This window comes from Prochlorococcus marinus XMU1406, assembly GCF_017696055.1.
GTDB lineage: Bacteria > Cyanobacteriota > Cyanobacteriia > PCC-6307 > Cyanobiaceae > Prochlorococcus_A > Prochlorococcus_A marinus_W.
Genome location: NZ_JAAORG010000001.1, coordinates 678,623 through 704,433, shown reverse-complemented (window position 1 = coordinate 704,433; position 25,811 = coordinate 678,623). Strand labels below are relative to the sequence as shown.

General features: G+C 32.3%; 23 protein-coding genes. 6 read left to right on the top strand and 17 right to left on the bottom strand.

Going from position 1 to position 25,811, the window contains the following annotated elements:
• Positions 1 to 7: 7 nt before the first annotated feature.
• A complete protein-coding gene (locus tag HA149_RS04050; protein ID WP_209113256.1) occupies positions 8 to 520 on the bottom strand; it encodes a pentapeptide repeat-containing protein in 513 nt (170 codons plus the stop codon).
• A gap of 63 nt (positions 521 to 583) precedes the next feature.
• Between HA149_RS04050 and HA149_RS04045 the strand changes: the two genes are divergently transcribed.
• The 3 genes from HA149_RS04045 to ilvD are packed head-to-tail and all read left to right on the top strand — an operon-like array spanning position 584 to position 3,218.
• Entirely contained in the window at positions 584 to 1,201 is a 618-nt protein-coding gene (locus HA149_RS04045) for a uracil phosphoribosyltransferase (RefSeq protein ID WP_209113254.1), read from the top strand.
• A 29-nt stretch (positions 1,202 to 1,230) separates the two neighbouring features.
• Complete coding sequence (locus tag HA149_RS04040; RefSeq protein ID WP_011376338.1) at positions 1,231 to 1,521, top strand: hypothetical protein; 291 nt, start codon at positions 1,231 to 1,233, stop codon at positions 1,519 to 1,521.
• Positions 1,522 to 1,544: 23 nt separating this feature from the next.
• A complete protein-coding gene (gene ilvD / locus HA149_RS04035) occupies positions 1,545 to 3,218 on the top strand; it encodes a dihydroxy-acid dehydratase (protein ID WP_209113252.1) in 1,674 nt (557 codons plus the stop codon).
• Between the two features lie 21 nt (positions 3,219 to 3,239).
• On the opposite strand, the gene HA149_RS04030 is transcribed toward ilvD, so the two are convergent.
• The 7 genes from HA149_RS04030 to glpX form a co-directional block, all read right to left on the bottom strand.
• Positions 3,240 to 3,626 carry a hypothetical protein gene (locus HA149_RS04030; RefSeq protein WP_025933409.1) on the bottom strand — a complete coding sequence of 129 codons (387 nt, stop codon included), beginning with the start codon at positions 3,624 to 3,626 and terminating at the stop codon, positions 3,240 to 3,242.
• Positions 3,616 to 4,164, bottom strand: a complete 549-nt coding sequence (locus tag HA149_RS04025; RefSeq protein WP_209113250.1) for a CIA30 family protein — start codon at positions 4,162 to 4,164, stop codon at positions 3,616 to 3,618. Before HA149_RS04025 ends, HA149_RS04030 begins: the two co-directional genes overlap by 11 nt.
• A 30-nt stretch (positions 4,165 to 4,194) precedes the next feature.
• The gene (gene pgl / locus HA149_RS04020) at positions 4,195 to 4,932 is read right to left on the bottom strand and encodes a 6-phosphogluconolactonase (protein ID WP_209113248.1); all 738 of its coding nucleotides are present in this window, start codon (positions 4,930 to 4,932) and stop codon (positions 4,195 to 4,197) included.
• Positions 4,920 to 6,338, bottom strand: a complete 1,419-nt coding sequence (gene gndA, locus HA149_RS04015) for an NADP-dependent phosphogluconate dehydrogenase (protein WP_209113246.1) — start codon at positions 6,336 to 6,338, stop codon at positions 4,920 to 4,922. The genes pgl and gndA overlap by 13 nt, the downstream gene beginning before the upstream one ends.
• A gap of 95 nt (positions 6,339 to 6,433) precedes the next feature.
• Complete coding sequence (locus tag HA149_RS04010; RefSeq protein ID WP_209113244.1) at positions 6,434 to 7,729, bottom strand: glucose-1-phosphate adenylyltransferase; 1,296 nt, start codon at positions 7,727 to 7,729, stop codon at positions 6,434 to 6,436.
• 130 nt (positions 7,730 to 7,859) lie between these two features.
• Complete coding sequence (locus HA149_RS04005) at positions 7,860 to 9,170, bottom strand: glutamyl-tRNA reductase (protein ID WP_209113243.1); 1,311 nt, start codon at positions 9,168 to 9,170, stop codon at positions 7,860 to 7,862.
• Positions 9,171 to 9,188: 18 nt separating this feature from the next.
• Positions 9,189 to 10,190, bottom strand: coding sequence for a class II fructose-bisphosphatase (gene glpX, locus HA149_RS04000; protein ID WP_209113241.1), 1,002 nt, complete (start codon positions 10,188 to 10,190; stop codon positions 9,189 to 9,191).
• A 188-nt stretch (positions 10,191 to 10,378) separates the two neighbouring features.
• On the opposite strand from glpX, the gene rpe reads away from it, so the two are divergent.
• On the top strand, positions 10,379 to 11,137 hold the full coding sequence (gene rpe, locus HA149_RS03995; RefSeq protein WP_209113239.1) for a ribulose-phosphate 3-epimerase: 759 nt from the start codon (positions 10,379 to 10,381) through the stop codon (positions 11,135 to 11,137).
• Positions 11,138 to 11,158: 21 nt separating this feature from the next.
• Here rpe and ccsB read toward each other — a convergent pair whose 3' ends face one another.
• The 5 genes from ccsB to HA149_RS03970 form a co-directional block, all read right to left on the bottom strand.
• Positions 11,159 to 12,088: a c-type cytochrome biogenesis protein CcsB gene (ccsB, locus tag HA149_RS03990; RefSeq protein WP_209113236.1), complete on the bottom strand. Its 930-nt coding sequence runs from the start codon at positions 12,086 to 12,088 to the stop codon at positions 11,159 to 11,161.
• A 113-nt stretch (positions 12,089 to 12,201) separates the two neighbouring features.
• The gene (lptB, locus tag HA149_RS03985; RefSeq protein ID WP_209113234.1) at positions 12,202 to 12,930 is read right to left on the bottom strand and encodes an LPS export ABC transporter ATP-binding protein; all 729 of its coding nucleotides are present in this window, start codon (positions 12,928 to 12,930) and stop codon (positions 12,202 to 12,204) included.
• Positions 12,931 to 13,024: 94 nt separating this feature from the next.
• Positions 13,025 to 13,393: a DUF309 domain-containing protein gene (locus tag HA149_RS03980; RefSeq protein WP_209113232.1), complete on the bottom strand. Its 369-nt coding sequence runs from the start codon at positions 13,391 to 13,393 to the stop codon at positions 13,025 to 13,027.
• A gap of 11 nt (positions 13,394 to 13,404) precedes the next feature.
• Positions 13,405 to 15,201, bottom strand: a complete 1,797-nt coding sequence (gene typA, locus HA149_RS03975; RefSeq protein WP_209113230.1) for a translational GTPase TypA — start codon at positions 15,199 to 15,201, stop codon at positions 13,405 to 13,407.
• Positions 15,202 to 15,313: 112 nt separating this feature from the next.
• Complete coding sequence (locus HA149_RS03970; protein ID WP_209113228.1) at positions 15,314 to 16,033, bottom strand: M15 family metallopeptidase; 720 nt, start codon at positions 16,031 to 16,033, stop codon at positions 15,314 to 15,316.
• A gap of 113 nt (positions 16,034 to 16,146) precedes the next feature.
• Here HA149_RS03970 and chlP point away from each other — a divergent pair, with 113 nt between their 5' ends.
• Positions 16,147 to 17,487: a geranylgeranyl reductase gene (gene chlP / locus HA149_RS03965; RefSeq protein ID WP_209113226.1), complete on the top strand. Its 1,341-nt coding sequence runs from the start codon at positions 16,147 to 16,149 to the stop codon at positions 17,485 to 17,487.
• Here the strand turns inward: chlP and glyS are convergent.
• Entirely contained in the window at positions 17,468 to 19,630 is a 2,163-nt protein-coding gene (glyS, locus tag HA149_RS03960) for a glycine--tRNA ligase subunit beta (protein WP_209113224.1), read from the bottom strand. The two genes, chlP and glyS, sit on opposite strands and share 20 nt — an antisense overlap.
• A gap of 87 nt (positions 19,631 to 19,717) precedes the next feature.
• Between glyS and HA149_RS03955 the strand changes: the two genes are divergently transcribed.
• Positions 19,718 to 21,505 carry an NADPH-dependent assimilatory sulfite reductase hemoprotein subunit gene (locus HA149_RS03955; protein WP_209113222.1) on the top strand — a complete coding sequence of 596 codons (1,788 nt, stop codon included), beginning with the start codon at positions 19,718 to 19,720 and terminating at the stop codon, positions 21,503 to 21,505.
• 3 nt (positions 21,506 to 21,508) lie between these two features.
• Here HA149_RS03955 and HA149_RS03950 read toward each other — a convergent pair whose 3' ends face one another.
• The 3 genes from HA149_RS03950 to HA149_RS03940 are packed head-to-tail and all read right to left on the bottom strand — an operon-like array spanning position 21,509 to position 25,805.
• On the bottom strand, positions 21,509 to 22,192 hold the full coding sequence (locus HA149_RS03950; RefSeq protein WP_209113221.1) for a M15 family metallopeptidase: 684 nt from the start codon (positions 22,190 to 22,192) through the stop codon (positions 21,509 to 21,511).
• A gap of 57 nt (positions 22,193 to 22,249) precedes the next feature.
• Positions 22,250 to 24,706, bottom strand: a complete 2,457-nt coding sequence (recG, locus tag HA149_RS03945; protein WP_209113219.1) for an ATP-dependent DNA helicase RecG — start codon at positions 24,704 to 24,706, stop codon at positions 22,250 to 22,252.
• Between the two features lie 22 nt (positions 24,707 to 24,728).
• Entirely contained in the window at positions 24,729 to 25,805 is a 1,077-nt protein-coding gene (locus HA149_RS03940) for an adenylate cyclase (RefSeq protein ID WP_245154664.1), read from the bottom strand.
• Positions 25,806 to 25,811 lie beyond the last annotated feature (6 nt).

The following is a 25,811-nucleotide window of genomic DNA, read 5'->3' as shown; positions in this document are numbered from 1 at the left end:
TTAATTATTAACAACCTAGACTATATTCTGTACTCTCTCCTGTAGAACTATTTGTGCCATTAGCAATCGCACATAATTGTTTTTGTTGTGTACGACTAAGAACAGCATCAGTAAAATCAGCACCATCTATTTTTGCTCCTTCAAAATTACTCTCCATTAATAAAGCATTTGTAAAATTAACATCCGAAAGATCTGCATCTGTAAAATCAGTGGCATAGGCAAGAGCGTCTCTTAAATTAGCACCAGTGAAAGTTGCATTTTGCAATTTACTATTATTAAATACAGCACCCTCTAAATTACTTTCACTGAAATTAAACCCATTCAGGTCAAACTTAACATATTCGTTACCACTTAAATCTTGACCATGCATATCTGGTTCTAGATTAAGGTCTTGCTGATTTCTAATCTCTGGAGGTCGTTTCGCCCAAGCAGAATTAACAGAATTAAAAAATATAATTCCAACAAGCAATATTGCAATTAATGCATTTTTTAGTGAAGGGAAAACAATTGATTTAATCATAATAAGACTGTATTTTAGAACTTAGGTATTTAAAGTTTGTAAGGTTATTTTAAAGGAAAATATATGGCAATGTCACTAAAGGTTATTGTTCCTCCTCATCCATTAATAAAACATTGGCTTTCAATATTGCGAGAAAAAAATACTCCAAATATTTTGTACTCAACAGGATACGAACAATTAGGGAAATGGCTTACATATGAAGCATTAAGGAACTGGTTGCCATATAAAAAAGAAATAGTAAATACTGATAATGGGGACGCAGATGGATTCTTTATTAATAATGATTATCCAATAAAAGTTCTCGCGATGTTACCCGAAGGGTTATCTCTTTGGTTTGGATCTAAAGAAGTAATTCCTAATTCAACCCTCTCATTAGGAGAACTTCCTAAAACTATTGAATTAAATGAAGGAATTATATTTTATTCGGAACAGATAACGACAAGATCAGAAACACTAGAAACTTTAATTAAATTAAAGGAATTAGGTGTTGATTCAAATAGGATTATTTTAATAACTGCTATTTGCTCAAATAAAGGGTTAAATGAAATTGCGAAAATATTCCCTAATCAGGTAATTTACACTTCTTGCATCGATGAGGAAGACGAAAAAACAAAATTTCTAGTACCGGGTATTGGAAATCCTTTATCGCGGTTAAGTACTATATTTCAAGATAAGAACTAATATATAATGTAGGAGTAAGTATTTTAACAATGTCTGAATACAGAGATTCGTCTTCAAATAATCTTTTATCATTAATAAGCGGTGCTTTTATTGGAGCAGCGGGTCTAGCTTGGTGGTTAATATCCGAAGCTGACAAAAGAAAAGAGGAAAAAAAACAAAAAGCAATGATGTATTCCTCCAGAATTCAAGATGGGTCTGAAGCAATTGATTCAAATGAAAACATAAATGAAGTTGAAGGAGAGAATCTGGAGAAGAAAGTTGAGCAACTTAATTCTGCAATTGCTGATGTGAGGAAGCAACTTGAAGAGTTGGGGCAATAGAATAAAAAAGGTTCTCACATAATATGAATAAACTAAGATCATCTGCAATAACCCAAGGTGTGCAAAGATCCCCTAACAGATCTATGTTAAGAGCTGTTGGATTTAATGATGAAGATTTTAATAAACCTATTATTGGAGTTGCAAATGGATACAGCACCATAACACCATGCAATATAGGTTTAAATAAGTTAGCTCTCAAAGCTGAAGATTCAATAAAAAGATCAGGCGGGATGCCTCAGATGTTTGGAACGATAACAGTAAGTGACGGCATTTCTATGGGAACAGAGGGCATGAAATATTCCCTAGTGTCAAGAGAAGTTATTGCTGATTCAATTGAGACAGCATGCAATGCTCAGAGTATGGATGGAGTGCTTGCTATAGGTGGATGTGACAAAAATATGCCGGGTGCCATGATAGCGATTGCAAGAATGAATATTCCTTCAATTTTCATTTATGGAGGGACAATAAAACCTGGAAAGTTGGACGGAGAAGATCTTACTGTTGTTAGTGCATTTGAAGCTGTTGGACAATTAGCATCAGGCAAAATTAATGAAGAAAGGCTAATCCAAGTTGAGAAAAATTGTATTCCTGGTGCTGGTAGCTGTGGAGGGATGTTTACAGCTAATACAATGTCGGCGGTTATTGAAGTATTAGGGTTAAGTCTTCCTTACAGTTCCACTATGGCTGCTGAAGATCTTGAAAAAGAACTAAGTGCAGATAAAAGTGCTGAGATATTAGTCTCCGCAATAGAAAAAGATATAAGACCTCTAGACCTAATGACTAAGAAAGCATTTGAAAATGCAATATCAGTAATTATGGCAATTGGAGGATCAACAAATGCGGTATTGCACATCTTAGCTATTGCAAATACTGCAGGAATAGATATCAACATTAATGATTTTGAGAGAATCAGACAAAAAGTACCCGTTATTTGTGACCTTAAACCGAGTGGTAAATATGTGACGGTGGATCTTCATAATGCAGGTGGGATTCCACAAGTAATGAAAATACTTTTGAATGCAGGATTAATTCATGGCGATTGCAAAAATATTGAAGGGAAAACCATCTCAGAATACTTACAGAATATTCCAGATAAGCCTCCAACAAATCAAAATGTCATAAGAGACATAAATAACCCTCTTTATAAAAAAGGACATCTAGCGATATTAAAAGGTAACTTAGCGAGCGAAGGTTCCGTAGCCAAAATTAGCGGAGTAAAAAACCCTGTATTAACAGGTCCAGCAAAGATTTTTGAAAGTGAAGAGGATTGTTTAAAATCAATATTGAATAATGATATCAATGCTGGTGATGTTGTTGTTATTAGAAACGAAGGGCCTGTAGGAGGACCAGGTATGAGAGAGATGTTAGCTCCAACATCTGCAATTGTTGGTCAAGGCCTCGGAGAGAAGGTAGCTTTAATTACCGATGGAAGATTTAGCGGGGGTACTTATGGTCTTGTTGTTGGTCATATAGCCCCAGAGGCTGCTGTTGGTGGAAATATTGCTCTAATAAAACAAGGTGATTTAATTACAGTAGATGCTGTAAAGCAACTAATTGAAGTTGATTTATCTGACGAAGAATTAGAAAAAAGAAAAAAAGATTGGATAAAACCTACACCAAAATACAAAAGAGGGATACTTTCAAAATATTCAAAAATCGTAAGCACATCAAGTTTAGGGGCTGTTACTGATTTATAGATCAGCTCAAAGTCTATTTTCTTAATCAATAAAGCTTTTTATCCTATTTGCTAAGTTTTCCAATCTAGCGCTGTATTTTGGTGAGTTACATTTTTTTCCATTATTGCTATTCATCCACAATGTTTTAACTCCACACCACAATATTGGTTCATCAGGAAAATTAAGCTTAGAGATAACTAAAACTAACTCTTTATTTGATTTAAAAAGTTCTAATTCAAGATCGTAAATTTCTAATCTTTTACCTTCTTTATCTCGACATAAAATATTAACCGTCAAATCAATATCTTCTTCTTCGATTTCGTATTCACCATTTATTTTTACGACAGAATGCACAAAAGGTTTATTTGTTAAATCTGCTGATTTGGCGATTAAGCTCTCTATATTTTTAGATGGATTTTCAAATAACACTTATTGATTTAATTAAAACTTTTATGGAACCCTGTTTAAACTTATTATTAAGTAAACCATCATCACCAAACTTAGAGTGTAGTAGTTGTAATCTTTTAATTTTAGAAGGCTTGAATTTAAATGGGAACCGTACCTTATTAGCTCTTACTGAAGGTTTTAGCTCACTAAACGGAATTTGAACATTTGTTGTTCCGAATTTTTTTGTTGGGAATGATTTAATCCATCTAAGTCCACCCGGAATAAATTCTGTTAGTCCAAGGAGATCATCTTCACAAGCGACAGCAAATTTAAAAGTTCTTCCTTGTCCATCAATATTTAATTCGAAGGATGAATATTCAGATACGTTTAAAGAGGGTTTATAAATAGGCGATCTACAACTAACAAATCCTCCTGCTTTCTCGACAATATTACCCTTTAATAACAAACCAGAATTTGAAATTTCACAAAAAGCAGAACTTGATCCGCCCATAACAGTATCATTTAATGATTTCCAACCATCGAACTCCTTTTTCTGGAATAAAAATTTTTTCTTACTCATTAAATAATTTAAATTATTAATAGACTTTAACTAAATTTCTAATTCTTTTGCTGATTCCTGATCACAAAATATTGAAATTTGATTAATAGATTTTATTAATTTTGATGGTGTTCTATCTGGTGGCTCTTTTTCATCTAATAACCTCTCAAGAGCAATTCTTTTATTGGCGCCACTAACCAAAAATACTATCTTTGATGAGGCGGAAAGGACCTTTGGTGTTAATGAAATTCTTTTTAATCCTTTGCCTTCATTAAAAATCACAAAATCATCTACATTATTATTTTTTTGATAAGGAAATAGTGAAGCTGTATGACCATCGTCTCCAAGACCTAATAAAGTTAAATCAAATGAGGGAGGGTTTGATCCGCATTTTTCAAATAATTTAGAAATAAATTGATTTTTTATAACTTCATCATCAGCGTTTACTTCATTGAAAATTTCATAAAAATAAGCTTTAGATCCAAAATTAGTTAACAAAGAATTTTTCAACATTAACGAGTTACTTAATTCTGAATTTGGATTAACACATCTTTCATCTCCTAAAAAAACATCAACAAAATTCCATTTAAGATTGCTTTTAGAAAGCAGTTGATACAGAGACTTAGGAGTTGAACCTCCACTCACACAAAATTTGAATCTTTCTTTCTTTTTTAGAGTATGAATAATTTGACTTTCAATAAACTTAAAAACCGCTGTTGATAATTCAAACTTGTCTTTATATATATTTATGGTGTATCCATTTTTGACCTTTTCAATCATTTCATCCATTCAGTATGAAAACTACCTTCCTTATCAATTCTTTCATATGTATGAGAGCCAAAACAATCTCTCATTGCCTGAACAAGATTTTGAGGAAGCCTATTGGTTCTGTAACTATTCAAATAATCTAGAGTACTTGATAAACATGGAACTGGGATCCCAGCTTTAGTGGATAACGAAACTACTTTGGCTAAGTTATCTAATCTTGTTGCGATTTCATTATTAAACCAATCATCAAAAATTAAATTTTTTAAGTTGGGATCTTTATTGTAAGCGTCTTGAATTTTACTTAATAATTTTGATCTAATTATGCAACCGCCTTTCCATATTTGAGCAATTGACGGCATATTCAAACCATAGTTATATACTGAAGATGCTTCTCTTAAAATATCCATACCTTGGGCATAGCTAGCAATTGTGGCAAGGACTACAGCATCAAATAAAGGTTTCATTCCATCAGATATATTTCCTAAATCAAAATCTTCTATCTCTTTAGTTGGAATAGTTTTTTCAATCTCACTACGTTGCTCTTTTAAAGAACTCATTACTCTTGCATTCAAAGATGCATAAATAGTTGGGACTGATACCCCAAGTTCTAAAGCACTTACAACAGTCCATAACCCAGTACCTTTCTGGCCAGCTTTATCTAATATTTTCTCCACAACATCATCTCCTGATATCTCATCTTTTGTATTTAGGCAAATCTCTGTTATCTCAACTAGATAAGAAGCTAATTCATCAGTATTATTCCAAATACCAAATACCTCTGACATCTGCTGACCATTCATACCTTTGACTCTCTTCATAAGGTCATAAGCTTCTGCCAGTATTTGTTCAATTCCATATTCGATTCCATTATGAACAGTTTTTACAAAATGGCCAGAGCCTCCTGGTCCAACGTATGCGACACATGGTCCGTCTTCAACTTTGGCAGCCATTTTTGTTAACAAGCTTTCTATTGCATCATATGAAGCCTTAGTACCACCTGGCATCATACTCGGTCCTTCAAGAGCTCCTTTAGCGCCTCCTGAGACTCCCATTCCAATGTATCCAAAGCTTTTACTTTCAAGAGTATTTACCCTTCTTTCTGTATCTTTAAATTGAGAATTGCCGCCATCGATTAATAAATCCCCTTCCTCAAGGTATCCAGAGATATTATCTATAACAGCGTCTGTTGCTGGTCCAGCTTTTACCATCATTAAAATTCTTCTAGGTCTCTCAAGCTTATTAACAAATTCTTGAAGAGTTTCAGCTCCCTCAATATTCTTTCCAAAGCCTCGACCTTTTAAAAATTCTTCAGTTTTTGAATAAGTTCTATTAAAAACTACACTTGAAAATCCATTTCTCTCTGCGTTAAGAACTAAATTTTCGCCCATAACACCAAGACCAACTAAACCAAAATGTGCCTTGGACATAAAAAATTAAAAAACTCAATAAATATAGTGTGACTACAACTCAATAAAATTGCTCAAAAAAAATACTTATGTCAGCGAAAAATGATCGAAAAGATTTAAATAACAGTTCCGTTTGCAATAGTTGCATTTTTAACTACTACAACAATTCCATTTCTTATGTAAAAGCCTAATTCTGGCTTATCTGCCTCTTCTACTCGATCTTTATTAATGATCACAACATTATCACCAATCCTTGTATTCTTATCAAGAATTGCTCTTTTTACAGTTGTTCCTTCTCCTACTCCAAGAGGAGTTCCGCCCCCTTTTCTTAATTCAGTCCTCTCTTCAGGCGATTCAAAGAAATCGGCACCCATAACTAGAGTGTCCTCAAGAACCGAATCACTTTCAATCCTGCTTCTTACACCTAAAACACAATGCAAAATACTGCATGACTTCAAGATTGTACCTTCACAAACAATTGAATCAGTAATTTGAGCATCTACAAGTTTAGAAGGCGGGAGAAATCTTGGTCTTGTATAAATTGGAAATTTTTCATCATAAAAACTAAATGGAGGTTTTGGTTGCTCAGTTAATGCCAAATTTGACTCAAAGAATGCACCAATGGTTCCGATATCTTCCCAATAATCATCGAATACATAACTTTTAAGAGTATCCCCCCTATTAAGTGCTTGAGGAATTATGTCCTTACCAAAATCGGTATAACTAGGAAATTTATTTAAAAGATCAAAAAGAGTATTTCTACTAAAAACGTAAATACCCATTGAGGCTAGGTAAGGCTTTTCTGAAGCAGACTCCTTACTTAAGCCAAATTTTGAAGTATCTACTGCCATTGCCTTCAACTTCTCTCCAGTAGGCTTTTCGCTGAATTCTTTTATATTTCCTAAATCATCAGTTCTCATTAAGCCAAAACCTTCTGCCTGAACTTCATCAACAGGCAAAGCTGCGACAGTTAAGTCAGCTCCATTATCTCTATGATGTTGGACAAATAAACTGTAGTCCATTCTGTACAATTGATCGCCTGACAATATTAAGTATTCATCAACATCCCATTCTTGAAATAACCATTGATACTTTCTTACAGCATCAGCAGTACCCTCAAACCACTTTGGACTATCAGGCGTCTGTTGAGCGGCTAAAACCTCCACAAAACCTTGGCCGAAAGGTCCATTTAAATTATATGTTCTTCCTATATGTCTATTTAGAGATGCACTATTGAACTGAGTCAAAACGTACATTTTCTCTATGCCTGAATTAATACAATTACTTATTGGGATATCTATTAAACGATACTTACCTGCCAATGGGACAGCAGGCTTCGCCCTCATTTTTGTTAAAGGGTAAAGTCTAGAACCTTTTCCTCCGCCGAGGATGATGGCCAAAACACGCTTCATTCAATCTAATGGACTTAGAGATACAACTATTTAAAGTAACTGATTGTGGGCAAATTTAGAAACAGGAATGGTCAGTTTACGAAGGTATTTCAATAAATCACTAGAAAAACTTAATATAAGTGAAGAATATTTAGCTATTTTTATCATCATCCACCAAAGAAAACAATTTTTCAACGATTTTTAAAGAAGCTTGTCTTTCCTCTCTTGATTGAGGGCTTCTCAACTTAGTAACAGGAGTATGAAGTATTTTATTGATGATTCCTTTAGTCAGAGCTTCAACAACTTTTCTTTCTCTTGCAGAAAAATCTGGTCCCATCCGACTAAGCGCTTTTTGCAATTCCTCTTTTCTAATTAACTCCAAATCTGATCTAAGTTTATTTATTACTGGAACCGCCTCTAAACTTGCCCACCATTCTAGAAAAATGATTCTTTCTTCTTCTACTAAACATTCTGCTTCTTTAGCGATTTTCTGTCTAAATTCCTGATTTCTTGAGACAACCTCTTGCAAGTCATCCACATCAAATGATTTAACAAATTCATGTTGCTTAACATCATTAGATATATTTCTAGGTACACCAATATCAATAAATTTAAGTTTATTACTTAAATTTAATTTTTCAATTCTAGCCAGATCAATTATCGGTTCTTCTGACGCTGTACTTGTAAAAACAAGAGAAGATATTGATATATTTTCATCTAGTTCGTTTAACCCTTTACAAACAATTTCTATGTCGGGGAAATCTACGGTAAGATTTAATGCTCTATCAATATTTCTATTGACAAGAATAAGTTTATGACAACCTTTTGATTTTAAATGAGTTATTAAAAGCCTACTCATTCTTCCAGCCCCAACTACAAGAACCTTCTCTGATTCCAATCCCACAAGAGTATCAACTCCCTTTTCTTGTCCAATTTTTAATTGAGCAAGTTCTACTGCTGCCGAACTGATTGATACAGCTCCAGTGCCTAAATTTGTTTCAGATCTAACTTTTTTACCTGTACTAACAGATTGGGTTAATAGTCTATTAAGAATAGGCCCAATAGATTGATTCTCTTGACCTAATCTCATCATTTTTTTTACCTGAGAAAGGATTTGTCCTTCGCCAAGAACAAGGCTATCGAGTCCCGCAGAAACTTTCATTAAATGCAAAACTGCATCTTCCTGTCTAAAGCAAAAAAGATGAGGATTTAAATCTTCAAAAATAATTCCTGAATAACCTGATATAAATTCTTTAATTGATGAAATACCAGTATTTTTATCCTTTACTAGAGCGTATATTTCTAGCCTATTACAAGTACTTAAAATTGACACCTCTAACACATCAGAGAAAGCTTTTAATGCTTCCAATGATTCTGTTATGGATTGGTCAGGAATACTTAACTTCTCACGCACTTCGACGGGTGCCGTGCGATGACTTAGTCCGACGACAACAATATGCATAAAATTAAAAGTAAATTTTTAAAGACTGATACTCTTAGCACCATCTTTTATATGGACAGTATTTGTGAATCTTGCAGTACTATCTAATGTACTTATTACTAAACTACTTGTTCTAACACAATCTCTTTCAAATTTAACTCCGTCAAATAATAATCCATCAGTTATTCCACTTCCAGCGAAAACAACATTTTCTCCAGATGCCAATTCGTTAGCTTCGTAGATTTTATCTATATCTGTTATGCCCATTTCATTTAGACGTTTTATATTCCCTTCTTTTGTGTAATCAGCCCATTCAGAAGTTTGAGCGATTGCTGGATCATAAACTAGTTGTCCTTGAAAGTGTCCACCTAGAGCTCTCATTGCAGCTGCGGAAATAACACCTTCTGGAGCTGCACCTATACCCATCAAGCAATGTGTTCCAGTTCCTGCAAACCCACATGCAATTGCAGCTTGAACATCACCATCAGAAATCGGTTGTACTTTTGCACCACATCCACGAATTTCATTAATTAAGTCTTTATGCCTCGTTCTATCCATTACAACAACAGTAAGTTCATCAATAGAGAGTTCCAAGCAATCACTAAGAATTTTCAAGTTTTCAGTAGCCGAATTTCTAATATCTACTTTCCCTTTTGCAGCAGGCGGAGCTGCTAATTTGTTCATGTAAAAATCAGGTGCATTAAAAAGACCACCGGTATCTGATGCTGCCAAAACGGCCATAGAGCCTCTTTGATTATTTGCACAAAGATTTGTTCCTTCACAAGGATCTACCGCAAAGTCAACACCTGGTCCACTTCCACTTCCCACCTCTTCACCTATATAAAGCATAGGTGCTTCATCTCTTTCACCTTCACCAATAACAATTTTCCCTTTCATTTCAATTTTGCCCATTCGCAATCTCATTGCTTCCACAGCTGCAGCATCAGCTTCATCTTTTTGACCAAGTCCTGTTAGTTTTGCTGAAGCAATTGCTGCTTGCTCGACAACTTCGAGAATTTCTTGAATTAAAGTTTGATTCACAATTAAATTTTTGAGGATTTTCTAAAAGGTTTTGAGTATGATCTCATAAAAAATATCATTTTTTATGAGAATTATTATGCTAGTAAGCTTTTTTTAACTCTTTACAGCTGTTACTTTATCAGGCCGTGACTTTAAATTAGGAATAAACAACTAAATATAGTATCTTTATTAAATATTTTAAAAATTAAATGACTGAGACAAATCAAGCAAATTTAGCTGGTGTTAATAGACCAATTCAAATAATTCCTTCAGTTTTACCTGCAGATTGGGCAAATATGGGGGCATGTGTTAAAGAGCTCGAGGAAGCTGGGGTAGATAGAATACAATTTGATGTAATGGATGGAAATTTCGTCCCAAATCTTACATTCGGTCCTGAAATGATTGCTGCATGCAGGAAATATTGCAATGTCCCTTTTGAAACTCAATTAATGGTGAGTCAATATAATTGTGAAACCATGCTTGAATCTTATGTAAACGCTACAAAAGGGGCAAATGGTGAACCTGGGGTAGTAATAGCTCATGCCGAAGCTAATATTCATTTGCATAGAGTTCTCGGAAGAATTAGAGACCTTGGAGGATCTCCTTCTGTTGCATTAAACCCTCATACTCCTTTTGAAATGATTAAAAACATTATGGATATGGTTGATCATGTTTTGGTTATGACAGTTAATCCAGGGTTTGGTGGTCAAGCTTACATACCAACAATGCTTAATAAAATCAGAGAAATAAGAAACTTTATTATAGAAAAAAACTTAGATGTAGACATTGAAGTTGATGGGGGCATTAAAGCAAATTGGACTATTTCACAATGTGCCTATGCTGGTGCTAATTGTTTTATTGCAGGTAGTGGAATGTTTGCTTACCCTACATTAAAAGAGGGATGTGATGACTTGAGAAAAGTTGCGCAAGAAGCACAAAAAGGGAATGTGATTTCAGAGCCTCAATAAATATTAAGGGTGATTTTTTTATCACCCAAATATCCAGCCATAACTATGTAAGCCTATTCCCAAGAAATTAACTCCTAAATAACATACTAAAACAACTAAAAAGCCAATAGATGCTAATAATGCTGGTTTGCGTCCTTGCCAACCCTTGCTGATTCTCATATGCAGATAAGCGGCATAAAACAACCATGAGATAAACGCCCATGTTTCTTTTGGATCCCAACTCCACCATGTGCCCCAGGCCTCATTAGCCCAGACTGCTCCTGAAATTAAACCGAGAGTCAAAAGAACAAAACCTATTAATATAGAACGATAACTTAACGTATCTAATTCTTCTGAATGAGAAAATTCAATAGGTTCAACTATACCATTCAAAGGATAGTTGTTAGTAAGTTTGAACCCTCCAATACCAGTAGAACTACTTCTGATTTGAAGCGGCTTATTTTTATTAATGAACAAAACAGATACTGAAAGTAAAGAACCTATTATTAATGCAGCATAACTAAGCATTACGACACTAACATGCATTACTAACCAACTAGATCTTAATGCTGGAACCAAGTTGGATGATAGTTTCAAATCGTCAGGCAAAACAAAACAAGCAAAGGCAACAGTTAGCAACTCAATAGGTATGGCAATTGAGGGGATTATTGGAGATTGGTATTCCCTCTCAATCAATAGTTGTCCTATTGTGATCCCCCAAGCAAGGAAATAAAGAGATTCATACAAATTGCTAATAGGAAAATGTCCAGAAATTGACCACCTAAAAAGTAATTGTAATGTTATTAATAAATTCACTAAAATTGTTAGAAGTCTTACAGTAGAAGAAGACTTTTTTTTGAAAACTGCACCTAAAGATATTGGTAAATTAACTAATAAAAAATAAAAGACTAAAAGACCTAGGACTGAAACTGGATCATATATTAAATTTTTAATAAGATTATCTAGTATCATTCAAAAAACTTTATCTGGTTTTAATATTTTAAGACAATCAAATAATAATTAAAATCATCTTTATATGAGGAAATCTTTAATAATTACTTTTTAATTTATTTTTCAAAATGATTTCAAAGTTTGAAATTATCTCCTAGATAATACTTCCTGACAATTGGATTATCAGCTAATTCATTTGATGATCCGTTTGCTAAAATTTTTCCTTCACTTAATACATATGATTTGTTAGTAATTAAAAGTGTTTCCCTTACATTATGGTCTGTAATAAGAATCCCTACACCGTCATTTCTTAATTTAAGAATTAGTTTCTTTAAATCATTCACAGCTAGAGGATCGATTCCAGCAAAAGGTTCGTCTAATAATAAATATTTAGGTCCTTTTCTACCTACAGTAAGAGCCCGGGCTATTTCACATCTCCTCCTCTCTCCTCCTGAAAGTTGATAACCATAATTATCTACAAAATTATTCAAATTAAATTCATTAATTAATTGTTCTCTTCTATTTCTAATTGCTGCTCTACTATAGGATGAATTCTGCAAAGCTAAATCTATATTATCCTTCACAGTAAGGTCTCTAAATATGCTCGCTTCCTGCGTTAAATAACCCAAACCAAGTCTTGATCTAATTGTGAGAGGTAGATTGGTTATATTTTTACCATTCATTAAAATTTCACCTTTATCAGGTTTTATATTCCCAACAGCAAGATTAAAAGTGGTAGTTTTCCCAGCACCATTAGGTCCCATCAAACCTACAACTTCTCCTGGATTTACAGTTATGCAAACATCATTTACGATTAATCTCCCTTTAATTGAAAGGGATACATTATGAATTTTTAAGTTCATTTTCCTTCATATCGATTAGTTTTCTTGTTTTCTTGGAAAAAAAATGAGATAGAAAATAATATTTTAATTGAAGATAAAGATATATTCATATTTATCAAAGAGGTTTCAAAAAAGGCTTGTCGTTCTCACTTAATAGCTCCTTATATTGTAATTTCCTCAATAAATCTTCCAAACATAAGCAGAAGGATTCAAGATCAATCCCTAAATTAATCTTGGTTCTAGTTTTTATTCTGCCTAAACCCTCTCCAAGCAAAATAGTTGCTCCATTTAAATTACCCTTACTTAAGTGAAACTGAGAAACTGATACTTGTAAAATTCCCTGGATAACTTGTCTTTCGTCACCATCAACGGAGTTCCATATTTCTTCAAAAGCATCATGAGCCTCATACCATTCATGATTGTTAAAAAGATTTAAAGCAGTAAAAAGGGAATCTTTAAAACTTTTTGTACTTTCTTCGTTCATGAAACTAATTATTAATTTTTTTTCTTTTTATTTATTTTTCTCATTCTTATTGAATCCGGTGTTACCTCTAGCATTTCATCTGGTCCAATATATTCTAATGCTCTTTCAAGGGTAATATCAACAGGTGACTGCAAAGTATCAAGTTCTTCTGCCCCTGCAGACCTCATATTAGTCAACTGCTTAGTTTTACATATATTCAACTCAAGATCTTGAGGTCGATTATTCTCTCCGATTATCATTCCCTTATAAACTTTAACTCCAGGTTTAATAAAATAAACTCCCCTATCTTCCGCATTCTTTAATGCATAAAATGTGGCTACACCTTCCTCAAAAGCTATAAGGACTCCATTTCTCCTAGTTTCAAAATCTCCTGTTTTAGGTTTATATTCATAAAATGAGTGACTCATGATACCTTCACCTCTTGTAATACGAACAAATTCACCACGAAATCCAATTAGTCCTCTTGATGGAACAAGAAATTCTAATTGAGTTCTCCCATCTGAACTTGTCTGCATGTTTTTCATCTCCGCCTTTCTCGATCCAAGTTTCTCTATACATGAACCAACGGATACTTCAGGCACATCTAGGACCAAGGTCTCTATAGGCTCACATTCAACATCATCAATTTCTCTAAAAATTACTTGAGGTTGTGAGATTTGAAACTCGAACCCTTCTCTTCTCATCGTTTCAATTAGAATACCTAAATGTAATTCTCCTCTTCCTGAGACTGAGAACCTATCAGGAGAATCAGTTTCTTCGACCCTCAGGGCAACATTTGTTAAAAGTTCCCTTTCCAATCTATTTTTTAATTGTCTACTAGTAACAAATTTTCCTTCTTTACCCGCAAATGGAGAATCGTTAACAACAAAAGTCATATTTAAGGTGGGTTCATCAACTTTGATTAATGGAAGTGGATGGGGAGAATCGGAACATGCTATGGTCTCACCAATATTGACGTCATCGAAACCAGAAACGGCAACGATATCTCCCGCAAATGCCTCATTTATATCAATCCTTTGTAATCCTTCGAATCCTAGTAATTTACTAACCTTACCTTTAATAGTTTTTCCATTTTCTTTAATTAAACTAGCTTGTTGACCATTTTTGATAGTTCCATTATGAATTTTTCCAATTACAATTCTGCCTAAGAAATCAGAATAATCCAAAGTAGTTATTTGTAGCTGAAGAGGCTTATTTGCATCACCTACTGGAGGTGGAACATGTCTGATAATAGCTTCAAAAAGAGGCATCATATTGTCACTATTAGATTCCATCTCTTCTTTTGCGAAACCAGATAAGCCGCTTCCAAAAAGATAAGGGAAATCACATTGATCATCATCAGCTCCTAATTCTAAAAACAAATCCAGTACCTTATCAATTGCTATCTCTGGCACTACTCTTGGTCTATCAATTTTATTTACAAAAACAATAGGCCTAAGTCCTTTTTCTAGTGCTTTTTTTAAAACAAATCTTGTCTGCGGCATTGGCCCCTCATTTGCATCAACGATAAGCAGGCAACCATCAACCATTCCCAATACCCTCTCGACTTCTCCTCCAAAATCTGCATGTCCTGGTGTATCTATAATGTTAATCCTGGTATCTTTGTAGTTAACTGCTGTATTTTTTGAGAGTATTGTTATTCCTCTTTCTCTTTCAAGATCATTCGAATCCATTACGCATGTAGGAATAACTTCATTGTCTCTAAATATTCCTGATTGAGATAACAAAGCATCCACAAGGGTTGTCTTCCCATGATCTACATGGGCAATAATTGCAACATTCCTAATTTCTTTTATCGAAGATGACATTTATAAAATTTAAACAAATAGTAGATTGACTTTATTAAGGCTAACCCAAAGAATGCTTATTATGAGAATTTTCTCTTTAAGACTTTGACAAACATACATCATATTGAATGAACTAAATTTGTGATTTTCTATTTGAAATTTCAAAAACTTTTAAAGCTTCAATTGATCCCTCATATCTCCAATGCCAAGGTTCATAATCTATATATTTATTATCTTTGGGGAAAGATAACTTAAAGTGAAATTTAGGTGCATTCTTTATTAACCATTTAAAGGCGTCAGTATTTTCGAATTCGGCCTCAAAGTCCGTTTCTCTTTGAGTAGCATCTCCAATATCAATGGCAAAACCAGTACTATGTTCAGAATATCCTGGAGGGGCTGAAACTCTAGCTCTTTCTGCCGCTTCTTGATTTCTAATAGATTTTAAAGAATAAAAGATATTGTTTTGCAAATTTATTGATCTATAACCACTTAAGAAGACCAAATATATCCCATCCTTTTTGGCTGCTTCTCTCATCTTTAGAAGAGAATCGCGCATATCAATATGAACTTCAATATTAGGCTCAATTAAAACTAGTTTCTCTTTAGGGGTTTCATTATATGGAAGATGGCCTAAAATTCTGGCATCATGATTTCTTTCAACCTGAAATTTGAGATTATTAAGAGGTATTAATTCTACATTTCTAATAAATCGCAATGAAGCGACAGAAAAGATAAGGAAAAGAAATGGAGAAAATATTAATAATTTTTTTAATAATGTTGAATTAGGGTTATTTAGATAAGTTCTTTTGGCGAGTGGTATATCAAATTGATCGATATCTTTGTTTAGTTCCAATATTTAGAAGTGAATTTGGAAAACATATTTCGATATTAACTATTATTTTAAGAAATGCACTTTTATAAGCAAAAAAGATGTAGTTTTTATATACAGTATTATTTTTTTTTCATATGTTGAGGGTAGCTGTTATTGGTGGAGGTCCAAGTGGTTCTTGTGCTGCAGAAATACTTGCTAAAGCTGGAATAAAAACTTGGCTCTTCGAGAGGAAATTAGATAATGCAAAACCATGTGGAGGAGCAATTCCACTTTGCATGGTAGAAGAATTTGATTTGCCTGAGTCAATTATTGATAGGAAAGTAAGACATATGAGAATGATATCTCCTTCCAATAGAGAGGTAGATATAAGTTTAGATAGAGTTTATGGGGAAAGTGATAATGAGTTTATAGGGATGTGTAGAAGAGAAGTTATGGATGCCTTTATGCGCAACAGAGCATCAGATTATGGTGCTACATTAATAAATGGATTAGTTACTTCTATTGATACTGGCGATAATAATCAAGGGCCATATAAGCTTTCCTACTCAGATTTTACGAATGGAGATAAAAAAGGGGAACTCAAAGAGCTTACTGTTGACCTTTTGATCGGAGCTGATGGAGCCAATAGCAGAGTCGCAAAAGCAATGGATGCGGGAGATTACAAAGTTGCTATAGCATTTCAGGAAAGAATTAAATTGCCTAAAGAAGAAATGAGTTACTACGAAGATCTTGCTGAAATGTATGTCGGAACTGATGTTTCTCCTGATTTTTATGGTTGGGTATTTCCGAAATATGATCATGTTGCTGTGGGCACTGGAACCATGCAAAAGAATCAGTCATTAATTAAAGGACTTCAAGAGGGTGTAAGAAATAGGGCAAAGAAAAGACTTGTTAATGGTGAAGTAATAAAGGTAGAAGCTCACCCTATTCCTGAGCATCCAAGGCCAAGAAGAGTAGTTGGGAGAATGGCATTGGTTGGTGATGCAGCTGGTTATGTTACAAAAAGTTCTGGAGAGGGTATTTATTTTGCTGCAAAAAGCGGAAGAATGTGTGCTGAAGAAATTGTTGAAGCATCAAAAAATGGTCAAGTAATTCCATCAGAAAAAGATTTAAAAAACTATCTTAAAAAATGGGATAAAAAATATGGAACAACCTATAAGGTGCTAGAAATCCTTCAAAATATTTTCTATAGAAATGATTCTGCAAGAGAAGCCTTTGTTGAGATGTGTGATGACATGGATGTGCAAAGACTTACTTTTGATAGCTATTTATACAAAAGAGTTGTCTCCATGAAACCATTACAGCAACTTAAAATTACAATGCTTACACTTGGCTCGATTTTAAGAGGGAAAGCTCTAGCACCTCTTAAATATAAACCCGTTGATAGTGCTGTTAGGGAAAATAAAGAAGTAGAAAAAATGCTAGAAAATTATTCAATAAAGGGAGGCATTAAAGTTAAGAGTTCAAAAGTGTAAAGTCGGCTATTTTTAGAGAATAATTTCTAATTAAGCTCAATAAATTGAGTCTATTATTTCTTATTTTTAAATCCTCTGACATTATTAGGACTCCCTTTTTATTATCAAATAAATCCTCGATAGTGCTTATATTAATCTCAAACAAATTTAGAAGTTCCAAATAATTGCAATAACCTTTCGAAAAAAGTTTTTCTAATTCTTCAATAAATTCAAAAACTTTCAATTCACAATCTTTTTCAAAAAGTTTTGTGTTTACATTCTCCTCTGCAGAGAAAACATCTGCTGAAAGATTACTATTTTTAGCTAATTTGCTTACCCTGGTAATTACCTTCTGGATTTCAACAAAATTTTCCTTTTCTTTAAAATTCATAATAGATTTAATCCTATTTTTAAGATCAACAATATTTAATACTCTTTTTTGAGATAATTCATCAGAAGAGCAAACTGCCTTGATTAATTCTTTACTTAGTGATATTTCTTCTAGATGACTAACAATTCTTTGAACTAAAAATTCATTTAAATCATTAAATACTATTTCTCTTGAGAAGTTTAAATTCGGAAATACGATTCCCCAAAAATCAATAAGTTCGTTGAACAATTTATCTAAAGGTAAATTAAATTCATAATCCCAAATTATTTTAATCACTCCATTCAAATTTCTTCTTAAGGCATAAGGATCAGATGATCCACTAGGACGTTTACCAGAAATAAATATACTTATTAAAGTTTCGACCTTATCTGCGATAGAAACTATTGCACCATATTTTGTGGAGGGCAAAGCATCTTTATAAAAAGAAGGTAAATAATGTTCAGCGACAGCCAAGCAAACATCCTCACTAAATCCCTCATATTTAAGATATTTACCACCCATTATTCCTTGCAGCTCAGGGAATTCGAAAACAATTTCACTACATAAGTCGTTTTTACAGTATTTAGCAGCTTCTATTATTTTTTTTTCTTCTAAAGACTTATTATTTAAAAATTTAAGAATTTTTTTAGTAACTTCCTCTATCCTTTCTACCCTCTGAAATATATTTCCAAGTCCTTTCAAATAGGAAACAGATTTAAGCTTTTCATTTCTTTCGATTGAAGCAACTTTTTTGTCACTTTCTACGAAAAACTTTGCATCTGAAAACCTTGCCCTTAATACTTTCTCATTACCTTTGGCAATATTATTATTTGATTCCTCAAGACCATTTGAAATAAGGCAGAAAGTTGTACTAATATTTTTTTCAGAGCTTAAATCTAGTTTAGAAAAACTTTTGTTTTTCAATAAAAGAGGAACGTATCTCTGATGACTTTTCATAACTGTTGAGAGAACTTCAACCGGAAGATCAAGAAATTCATCACTAAATTTGCCAATAATTAAGTCTGGCCATTCAACTAAATCAGTTAGTTCATTTAGTAATCCTTCTGAAAGATTAGGTTTCAGATTTAAAGATTTAGATGCCTGATTTATTAAACTTTCAATTTTTTCTTTTCTTTCATTTCGAATAGCTATTACTCTATTTCGTTTCAATAATTCAAAAAAACCATCAGGATTCTGAACTTCTAAAACTTCATTGATTAGTCTATGACTTTTTGTTTTATTACTTATTTTGATCTTTGGATCACATTCATCAAATTCAAAACTAAGAATTTCATCATTATATATGGAGGCAATCCACCTTATAGGTCTTGAAAATTTTATGTTCCCAGCCCCCCATTTCATAAATCGAGGGCCTTGAAGACTCTTTACTAATTTTGGGATAATCGAAGACAAAGAATTTTTTGTTGATAGTCCTTTCTCAATTTTCTTTCCAAATACAAAATCACCCTTTTCTGTATTTTTTATTTCTAGCTCAGCTACATCTATATCTAAGCTATTAGCAAATCCTAAAGCAGCATTAGTAGGACATCCATTTAAATAAGCTGAATTTGCTTTAGGCCCTTTTCTTTCTATTATCTTATCTTCTGCATAATCAACTAAACCTTCGAGAAGTAGAACTATCCTCCTTGGTGTGGAGGTAACAACTATATTTTCGAATTTGATTAACTTTTTATCCAATTCAAATTCTATTAAAGATTTAAATTGTTCAAGAACAGAATGAGAAAATTTTGCGGGCATCTCTTCTGTTCCTATCTCAAGTAAATATTTAGACAAGAAAAAAATATGACTACACTTACTATAATTTACTACCAGTTAAATAAGCTTTTCGCTAATGTATAAAAAGAGATATTTTTTGGTCCTTTGATCAAGGTTGAGAAAGTAAAAAAGAAAAAAGATCCCACCAAGGAAGAAACTGTTTGTTTGGCAAATGGACTAGAAGTTTCTAAATTTGAAAATTTTAAAAAAAGTAGCCAATTTCTTAAAGAACCACTTGCTACTGAATTAGTGAATGAGAGCGATCATTTTACCAATGATGCAGTTCAGTTATTAAAATTTCATGGTAGTTATCAACAAGATAACAGGGAAAATAGAAGGCCTGGCAAAAGTAAAGATTGGCAAATGATGCTTAGGTTAAGAAATCCCGGCGGGGAAGTCCCTGGGAAATTATTTTTAGCATTAGATGAATTATCTGACAAACTAGGTAATGGAACACTTAGGGCCACTACTAGACAAGCCTTTCAAATGCATGGAATTAGAAAGGAGAACCTAAGGGAAGTAATTCAAACAATAGTAAATTCAATGGGCTCCACATTAGCTGCATGTGGAGACATAAATAGAAACGTTATGGCACCTGCGGCTCCATTTGATTCGCCAGACTATAATATTGCAAGAGCATTGGCAAAAAAAGTTGCAGATCTTCTCACCCCAATGGCTGGCCAAGGCACTTTTTTGGAGCTTTGGGCTGATGGAGATTTAGAGTACACCATAAAGCCTGACAAAGATATTGAAGCAATTAGGAAGCTCCAATTCAAAGATAATGTTTTTAGTGGGATAAAAGATGAGCCTCTCTATGGTTCAACTTATTTACCGAGAAAATTCAAATGTGCTGTTACAGTTCCCGGGGACAATTCTGTTGATCTTCTTACCAATGACATTGGAATAGTAGCCTTTACCTCTAAAGATGGAAACTTAGAAGGGTGCAACTTCTATGTTGGAGGTGGTATGGGGCGAACACATAATAATGAAGAGACCTTTGCCAGAATTGCGGATCCACTTGGATATGTTGAAGAACCTGATGTTTATGAATTGATACAAAGCATTGTGGCTGTTCAAAGAGATTATGGCGATAGAAAATCAAGAAAAAATTCGAGAATGAAATATCTTCTTCATAGAAAAGGTATTAAATGGTTCAAAAAGATACTTTCTGATAAGTATTTCAAAAAAGAAATTAAAAAAATCAGAAAAGAACCTGATAAGGTTCTTATTGATTACCTAGGTTGGCATAAACAAAATAAAACCTCCTATTTCGTAGGTTTACCATTATTATCAGGGAGATTATCTGGAGAGAAGAAGAATACCATCACAAGTATTGTTAAAAAATATAATTTAGATTTAAGACTCACACCTAATCAAGATATTTTACTTTGTAATATCGCCAATAAAAACAAAGGTGCAATTCAAAAATCTCTATCAAAAATTGGATACGAAAATTTAGAAAACATTAATGAAATACAAAGACACGCTTTAGCTTGTCCTGCTTTACCACTTTGTGGTCTTGCAATGACTGAAGCTGAAAGAATATTACCTGATGTATTAAAAAGGATTGAAAATTTACTTTTAGATCTAAATATACAAAAGACAATATTATTCAGAATGACAGGATGTCCGAATGGATGTACCAGGCCTTATATGGCCGAATTAGCACTTGTTGGAAGTGGGCAAAACAAATACCAATTATGGTTGGGGGGAAGTAAAAATCTACAAAGGCTTGCTAAACCATTTTTACAAAGAATGGAACTTAATGATTTAGAAAAAACTCTTAAACCATTATTTGATAATTGGAAGAGTAATTTGGATTTGGAGTTCGGAGATTTTATAAATACTCAAGATGAAATTTATATATTGAATTTACTAAATAAAAATCAATAGAATTTAAATTTTTCCATAAAGGGCATTTGCTTTTTTATTTTTCCAAGCCCATAATTGATCACCATAACTAAAATGCCACCATTCATTAGGATGTTGAGCAAATCCGAATTTAGTCATAATTTCCCTTAATAAATTTCTTCTACTATTCCAAATAATTGCTTCTTTATTCTTTATGTTTGCATAAAAATATGGATTTGAGGTCTCATCCATTTGATCAACCATACTTCCCATTTCAACAAGATTTCCTTCTTTATCTGATAAACAAACATCTAATGCACCCCCAGTTGAATGAGGGGGAGGACACCTAGTGTCATAAGAAGGATATGCCCAAAATTTTTCAACTTTTTTTATAATGGATGGATAAGATTTTATATTTTCAAAAGAAATATCAATATCGGATTTTTCACACTCTAATAAAAATGCTCTTTTAAACATAAATTCCTGGACTTCTAAAGGTCGCCAACTGTCATAAATTAAAAGGTTAAAACTACTCTTTGATACCAAATTATCATTTACTTTTACTAATCTATTTACTACCTCCTCTCTTAATTTCCAAATTGAAGTTTTATCTTTGTAAGGTGCTCCTAAATGAAAGTAAGGGTGGGGATCTAAAAACTTTAGGCAGCTAGGTATAGCTATTAATTTATCTCCATTATCTTTGATTGGTATTTTATTCCAAATTTTCAATTGAAATTTGCAATTGATTTATAGTGGCATATATATCAAAAATTACAATGATAGTTTTCAATTTAAGAAATCATGAATGAATTTATTATCAGAATTATCAATAAGTATATTCCTTAAAACAATATTTTCTTTTAAATCAGGATCATCACTAACGATCTTAATAGCCTCTTCACGAGCCTTATCAATAAGAAACTTATTGTTAGGTAAATTGTCCAGTACAAAATCAGGCAATCCGGATTGTCTATATCCTAAAATCTGGCCTGGTCCTCTAAGCTCCAAGTCTTTTTCAGCAATATAAAAGCCATCATTAGATTTTTGCAAAACACAAAGTCGTTTATTTTCTAATCCATTTTTATCGGGGGTTACCAGATAACAAAAAGATTTTGTTGATCCTCTACCAACTCTCCCCCTTAATTGATGTAGCTGGGACAATCCAAATCTGTCCGAATTATAAATAATCATAATTGTGGCGTTAGGCACATCAATGCCAACCTCAATTACTGTGGTTGAAACCAATATATTAATTTCATTCTTTAAAAAAGAATTAATTACTTCATTCTTTTCTTGTGAACTTAGTTTGCCATGTAATAATCCAACTTTTTTGTTAAAAAAGACCTCTTCTGATAAATGTTTGAATGTTTTCTTTGCAGAACTTAAATTCATTTTTTCTGAATCTTCTATAAGTGGCAAAATGACATAAGCTTGCTTTCCCTTATTAATCTCATCTTCAACAATCTTAAACAAGTTAGTTAAATCATCTTCTGAAATTATTTTTGTTGTTATAGGAACTCTCCCAGGAGGGAGTTCTGAAATTTGACTCACATCTAAATCACCATAAATAGAAAGCGCAAGAGTTCTTGGAATTGGTGTTGCTGTCATTGATAACAAGTTAGTATTTTCTCCTTTGTTCAGTAATCTATTTCTTTGAGTAACTCCAAATCTATGTTGTTCATCAATTACGACCATCCCTAATGCATTAAAGATAACTTTATCCTCAAATAATGCATGAGTACCTACGAGGATATCAACTAATCCATTGTTCAAATTAGAGATAATTTCTTTTCTCTTTTTTTGAGGAGTATTCCCAGTAAGTAGTTCAACAGAAACTAAAAGGGGGTTCAAATATTTTAATAAGTTTTTATAATGCTGTTCTGCCAATACCTCAGTTGGGACCATAAATGCACCTTGCAGGTTTTTTTCAATGACAAGTAAAAGAGACGCTATTGCAATTATGGTTTTACCGCTTCCCACATCTCCCTGAAGCAATCTAGACATTGGTACGGGGTTAGATAAATCTTTCTTAATTTCATTTAAAACATTATCTTGAGATTTTGTTAATTCAAAAGGAAAAGTATTTAAAAATTCTTTTAATAAAGATTTCTTTTGAGGTAATTGTTTGGAAGTTACATTTTTATTCGTCTTTCTTTTTCTAAGTAGGAACTTTATTTGAAGTAGGAATAACTCATCAAAAACCAAACGTTTTTTTGACTCAATAAGTGCCTGTTGAGTTGGTGGAAAATGAATATTAATCAATGACTCTCCTTTTGATAATAAAGATAATGAATCAAGTTGCTTTTTATTTAAAATTTCTGGATATTGCTTTGCATAAATTAGTACCTTTTTCATAAGTTTTATAAAACTCATATTTGATAATGCTTCACCTAATGAATACAAGGGTAATATTTTGCCTGAGAAATTAAAATTATCATTGTTATCCTTAAGAATTTCAATCTGCGGATCTACAAAAGTTTTGCCATACTCTGTCAATTTAACCTTACCCGAAATAGCTAATTTGGTACCCGGAGTATACAAAGATTTTTGAGATGTGAAGAAGGAGTAAGATCTAAATCTTCTTCCTAAAAAAAATTTTGTAACCTTTATTGAAGACGTTTCATCAGAAACTACAATATTCATTATTGATAAATTACTATTTTTTTTACTCTTATGAATATAAAATCTTTTAACGTTTGCGATGCACGTGTATAAATTATCTGGTTTTAAATTTATTATCTTGACTCTATTCGTATAGTCTAGATATGTTCGTGGGAAATAATTAATTAGATCTTTTATATGAAATATCCCTAATTCATTAAGCTTATTTTTATAAACTTTTCCTACATTTTTTATTAATGAAATATCTGCATCAATTGACAAACTTGAATCAGCTTTATTCAGAAAAACATTATTAGAAATATTATCAGAACTTTCTATTTCTAGAGTTTTACCTAGTTTATAAAGATTTTTTCTCGTATCTATAATTAATCTTTTTCTTTGATTTTCATCTAATTTATTATATTCATTATATTTTTTAGAAAATTCATAAAATATACTTAAATATTCGTCTGAGAGATTTAGATTATCTAGTTTTTTTAATGATTCATGCAAATAATCATTAAAATATTTTTCTCTTCCTAAAGTATTAATAAATTTGTTTTCAGTTTCAATAGTAAGAGATTTTTGAAGAGGTCTTATCCAATCTTTAATTAATTTATTATTATTCTCGCTAATAGTCACATTTGAAAAAAGAGTTATTTTTTCAACGTATCTTATTCAAAGTTATTTCTTTTTGCCTCCAATATGTCTCTTTTTTAATCAAACGCTGAAATTGATTTTTTAGCTCATTTATTTTGTTCCTTTGAATAGAAAGATTTAAATTTTTAAACTCTAACTCAACAGTAGATATATTGAAGAAAATAATGCTTGGAAAATTATTGCCGATTAATGATGACCGATTTAAGTTTAATTCGAAATTAATAACAAAAGGATATGGATGTTTTATCATAAAATTTTTGCCTACTAAGTAATCAAAGGAATCTTTAGATATCATCTTTTTTATTAGATTTGCCTTGAATAATTCTTGGTTGATCTTATATGAAAGATTCAATAGTAAATTTTCCAATGACTTATCTATTAAATCAAAATTATTAAGAATCTGGTTTTTTGGTAAATTATCTATTTGATTGATATTTTCTTTTTCTTGATATCTTGGGTTTTCCACCTTTTCTTCTCCTATTAATTCAAGTAAGGAGGAAATAAATTTTTTTTCAACTCCTAGATTTTCAAAAATATTGTTTTTAGATAAATAATTATTATGGTGGTTATTATCTAAATCAAGTGATACGAATCTCTCATAATTATGAGCTTGATAATATTCAGAAGTATTTGCAAAGTCTTCAGTAATCTCGAAATGAGTGGGTTCTTTTAATTGAAAACCATCTTCATATTGAAATTTTTCTTTTTGATCATCCTTTATTTTTGTGGAACTATCAAAAATAGTAAAATTAATTTCATTATTTATATTTTTTTCAATTTCATTTATCTTTAATTGTTCTACTGTTAAAAAGGGCAGATTCGTAAATATTAATTTACTTATTTTTTCTTCAAAAAGAATATAGAATTCATTTTCATTTAAGAAATTATCATTAATTGTTGGATAACTATATATTTGATTAAGGCCTTTTTCTACAGAGATGAAAAGTAGATCTCTTACTAGATTAAGATAAAGTTCATATTCCCTATAGATATTTCTAGTTAATATTCTTTTTTGTATGTCTGCTCTCTCTAATTGAGAATTAATTTTATCTATATCTGTGTAATTATTGAAATTATTCAAATCATT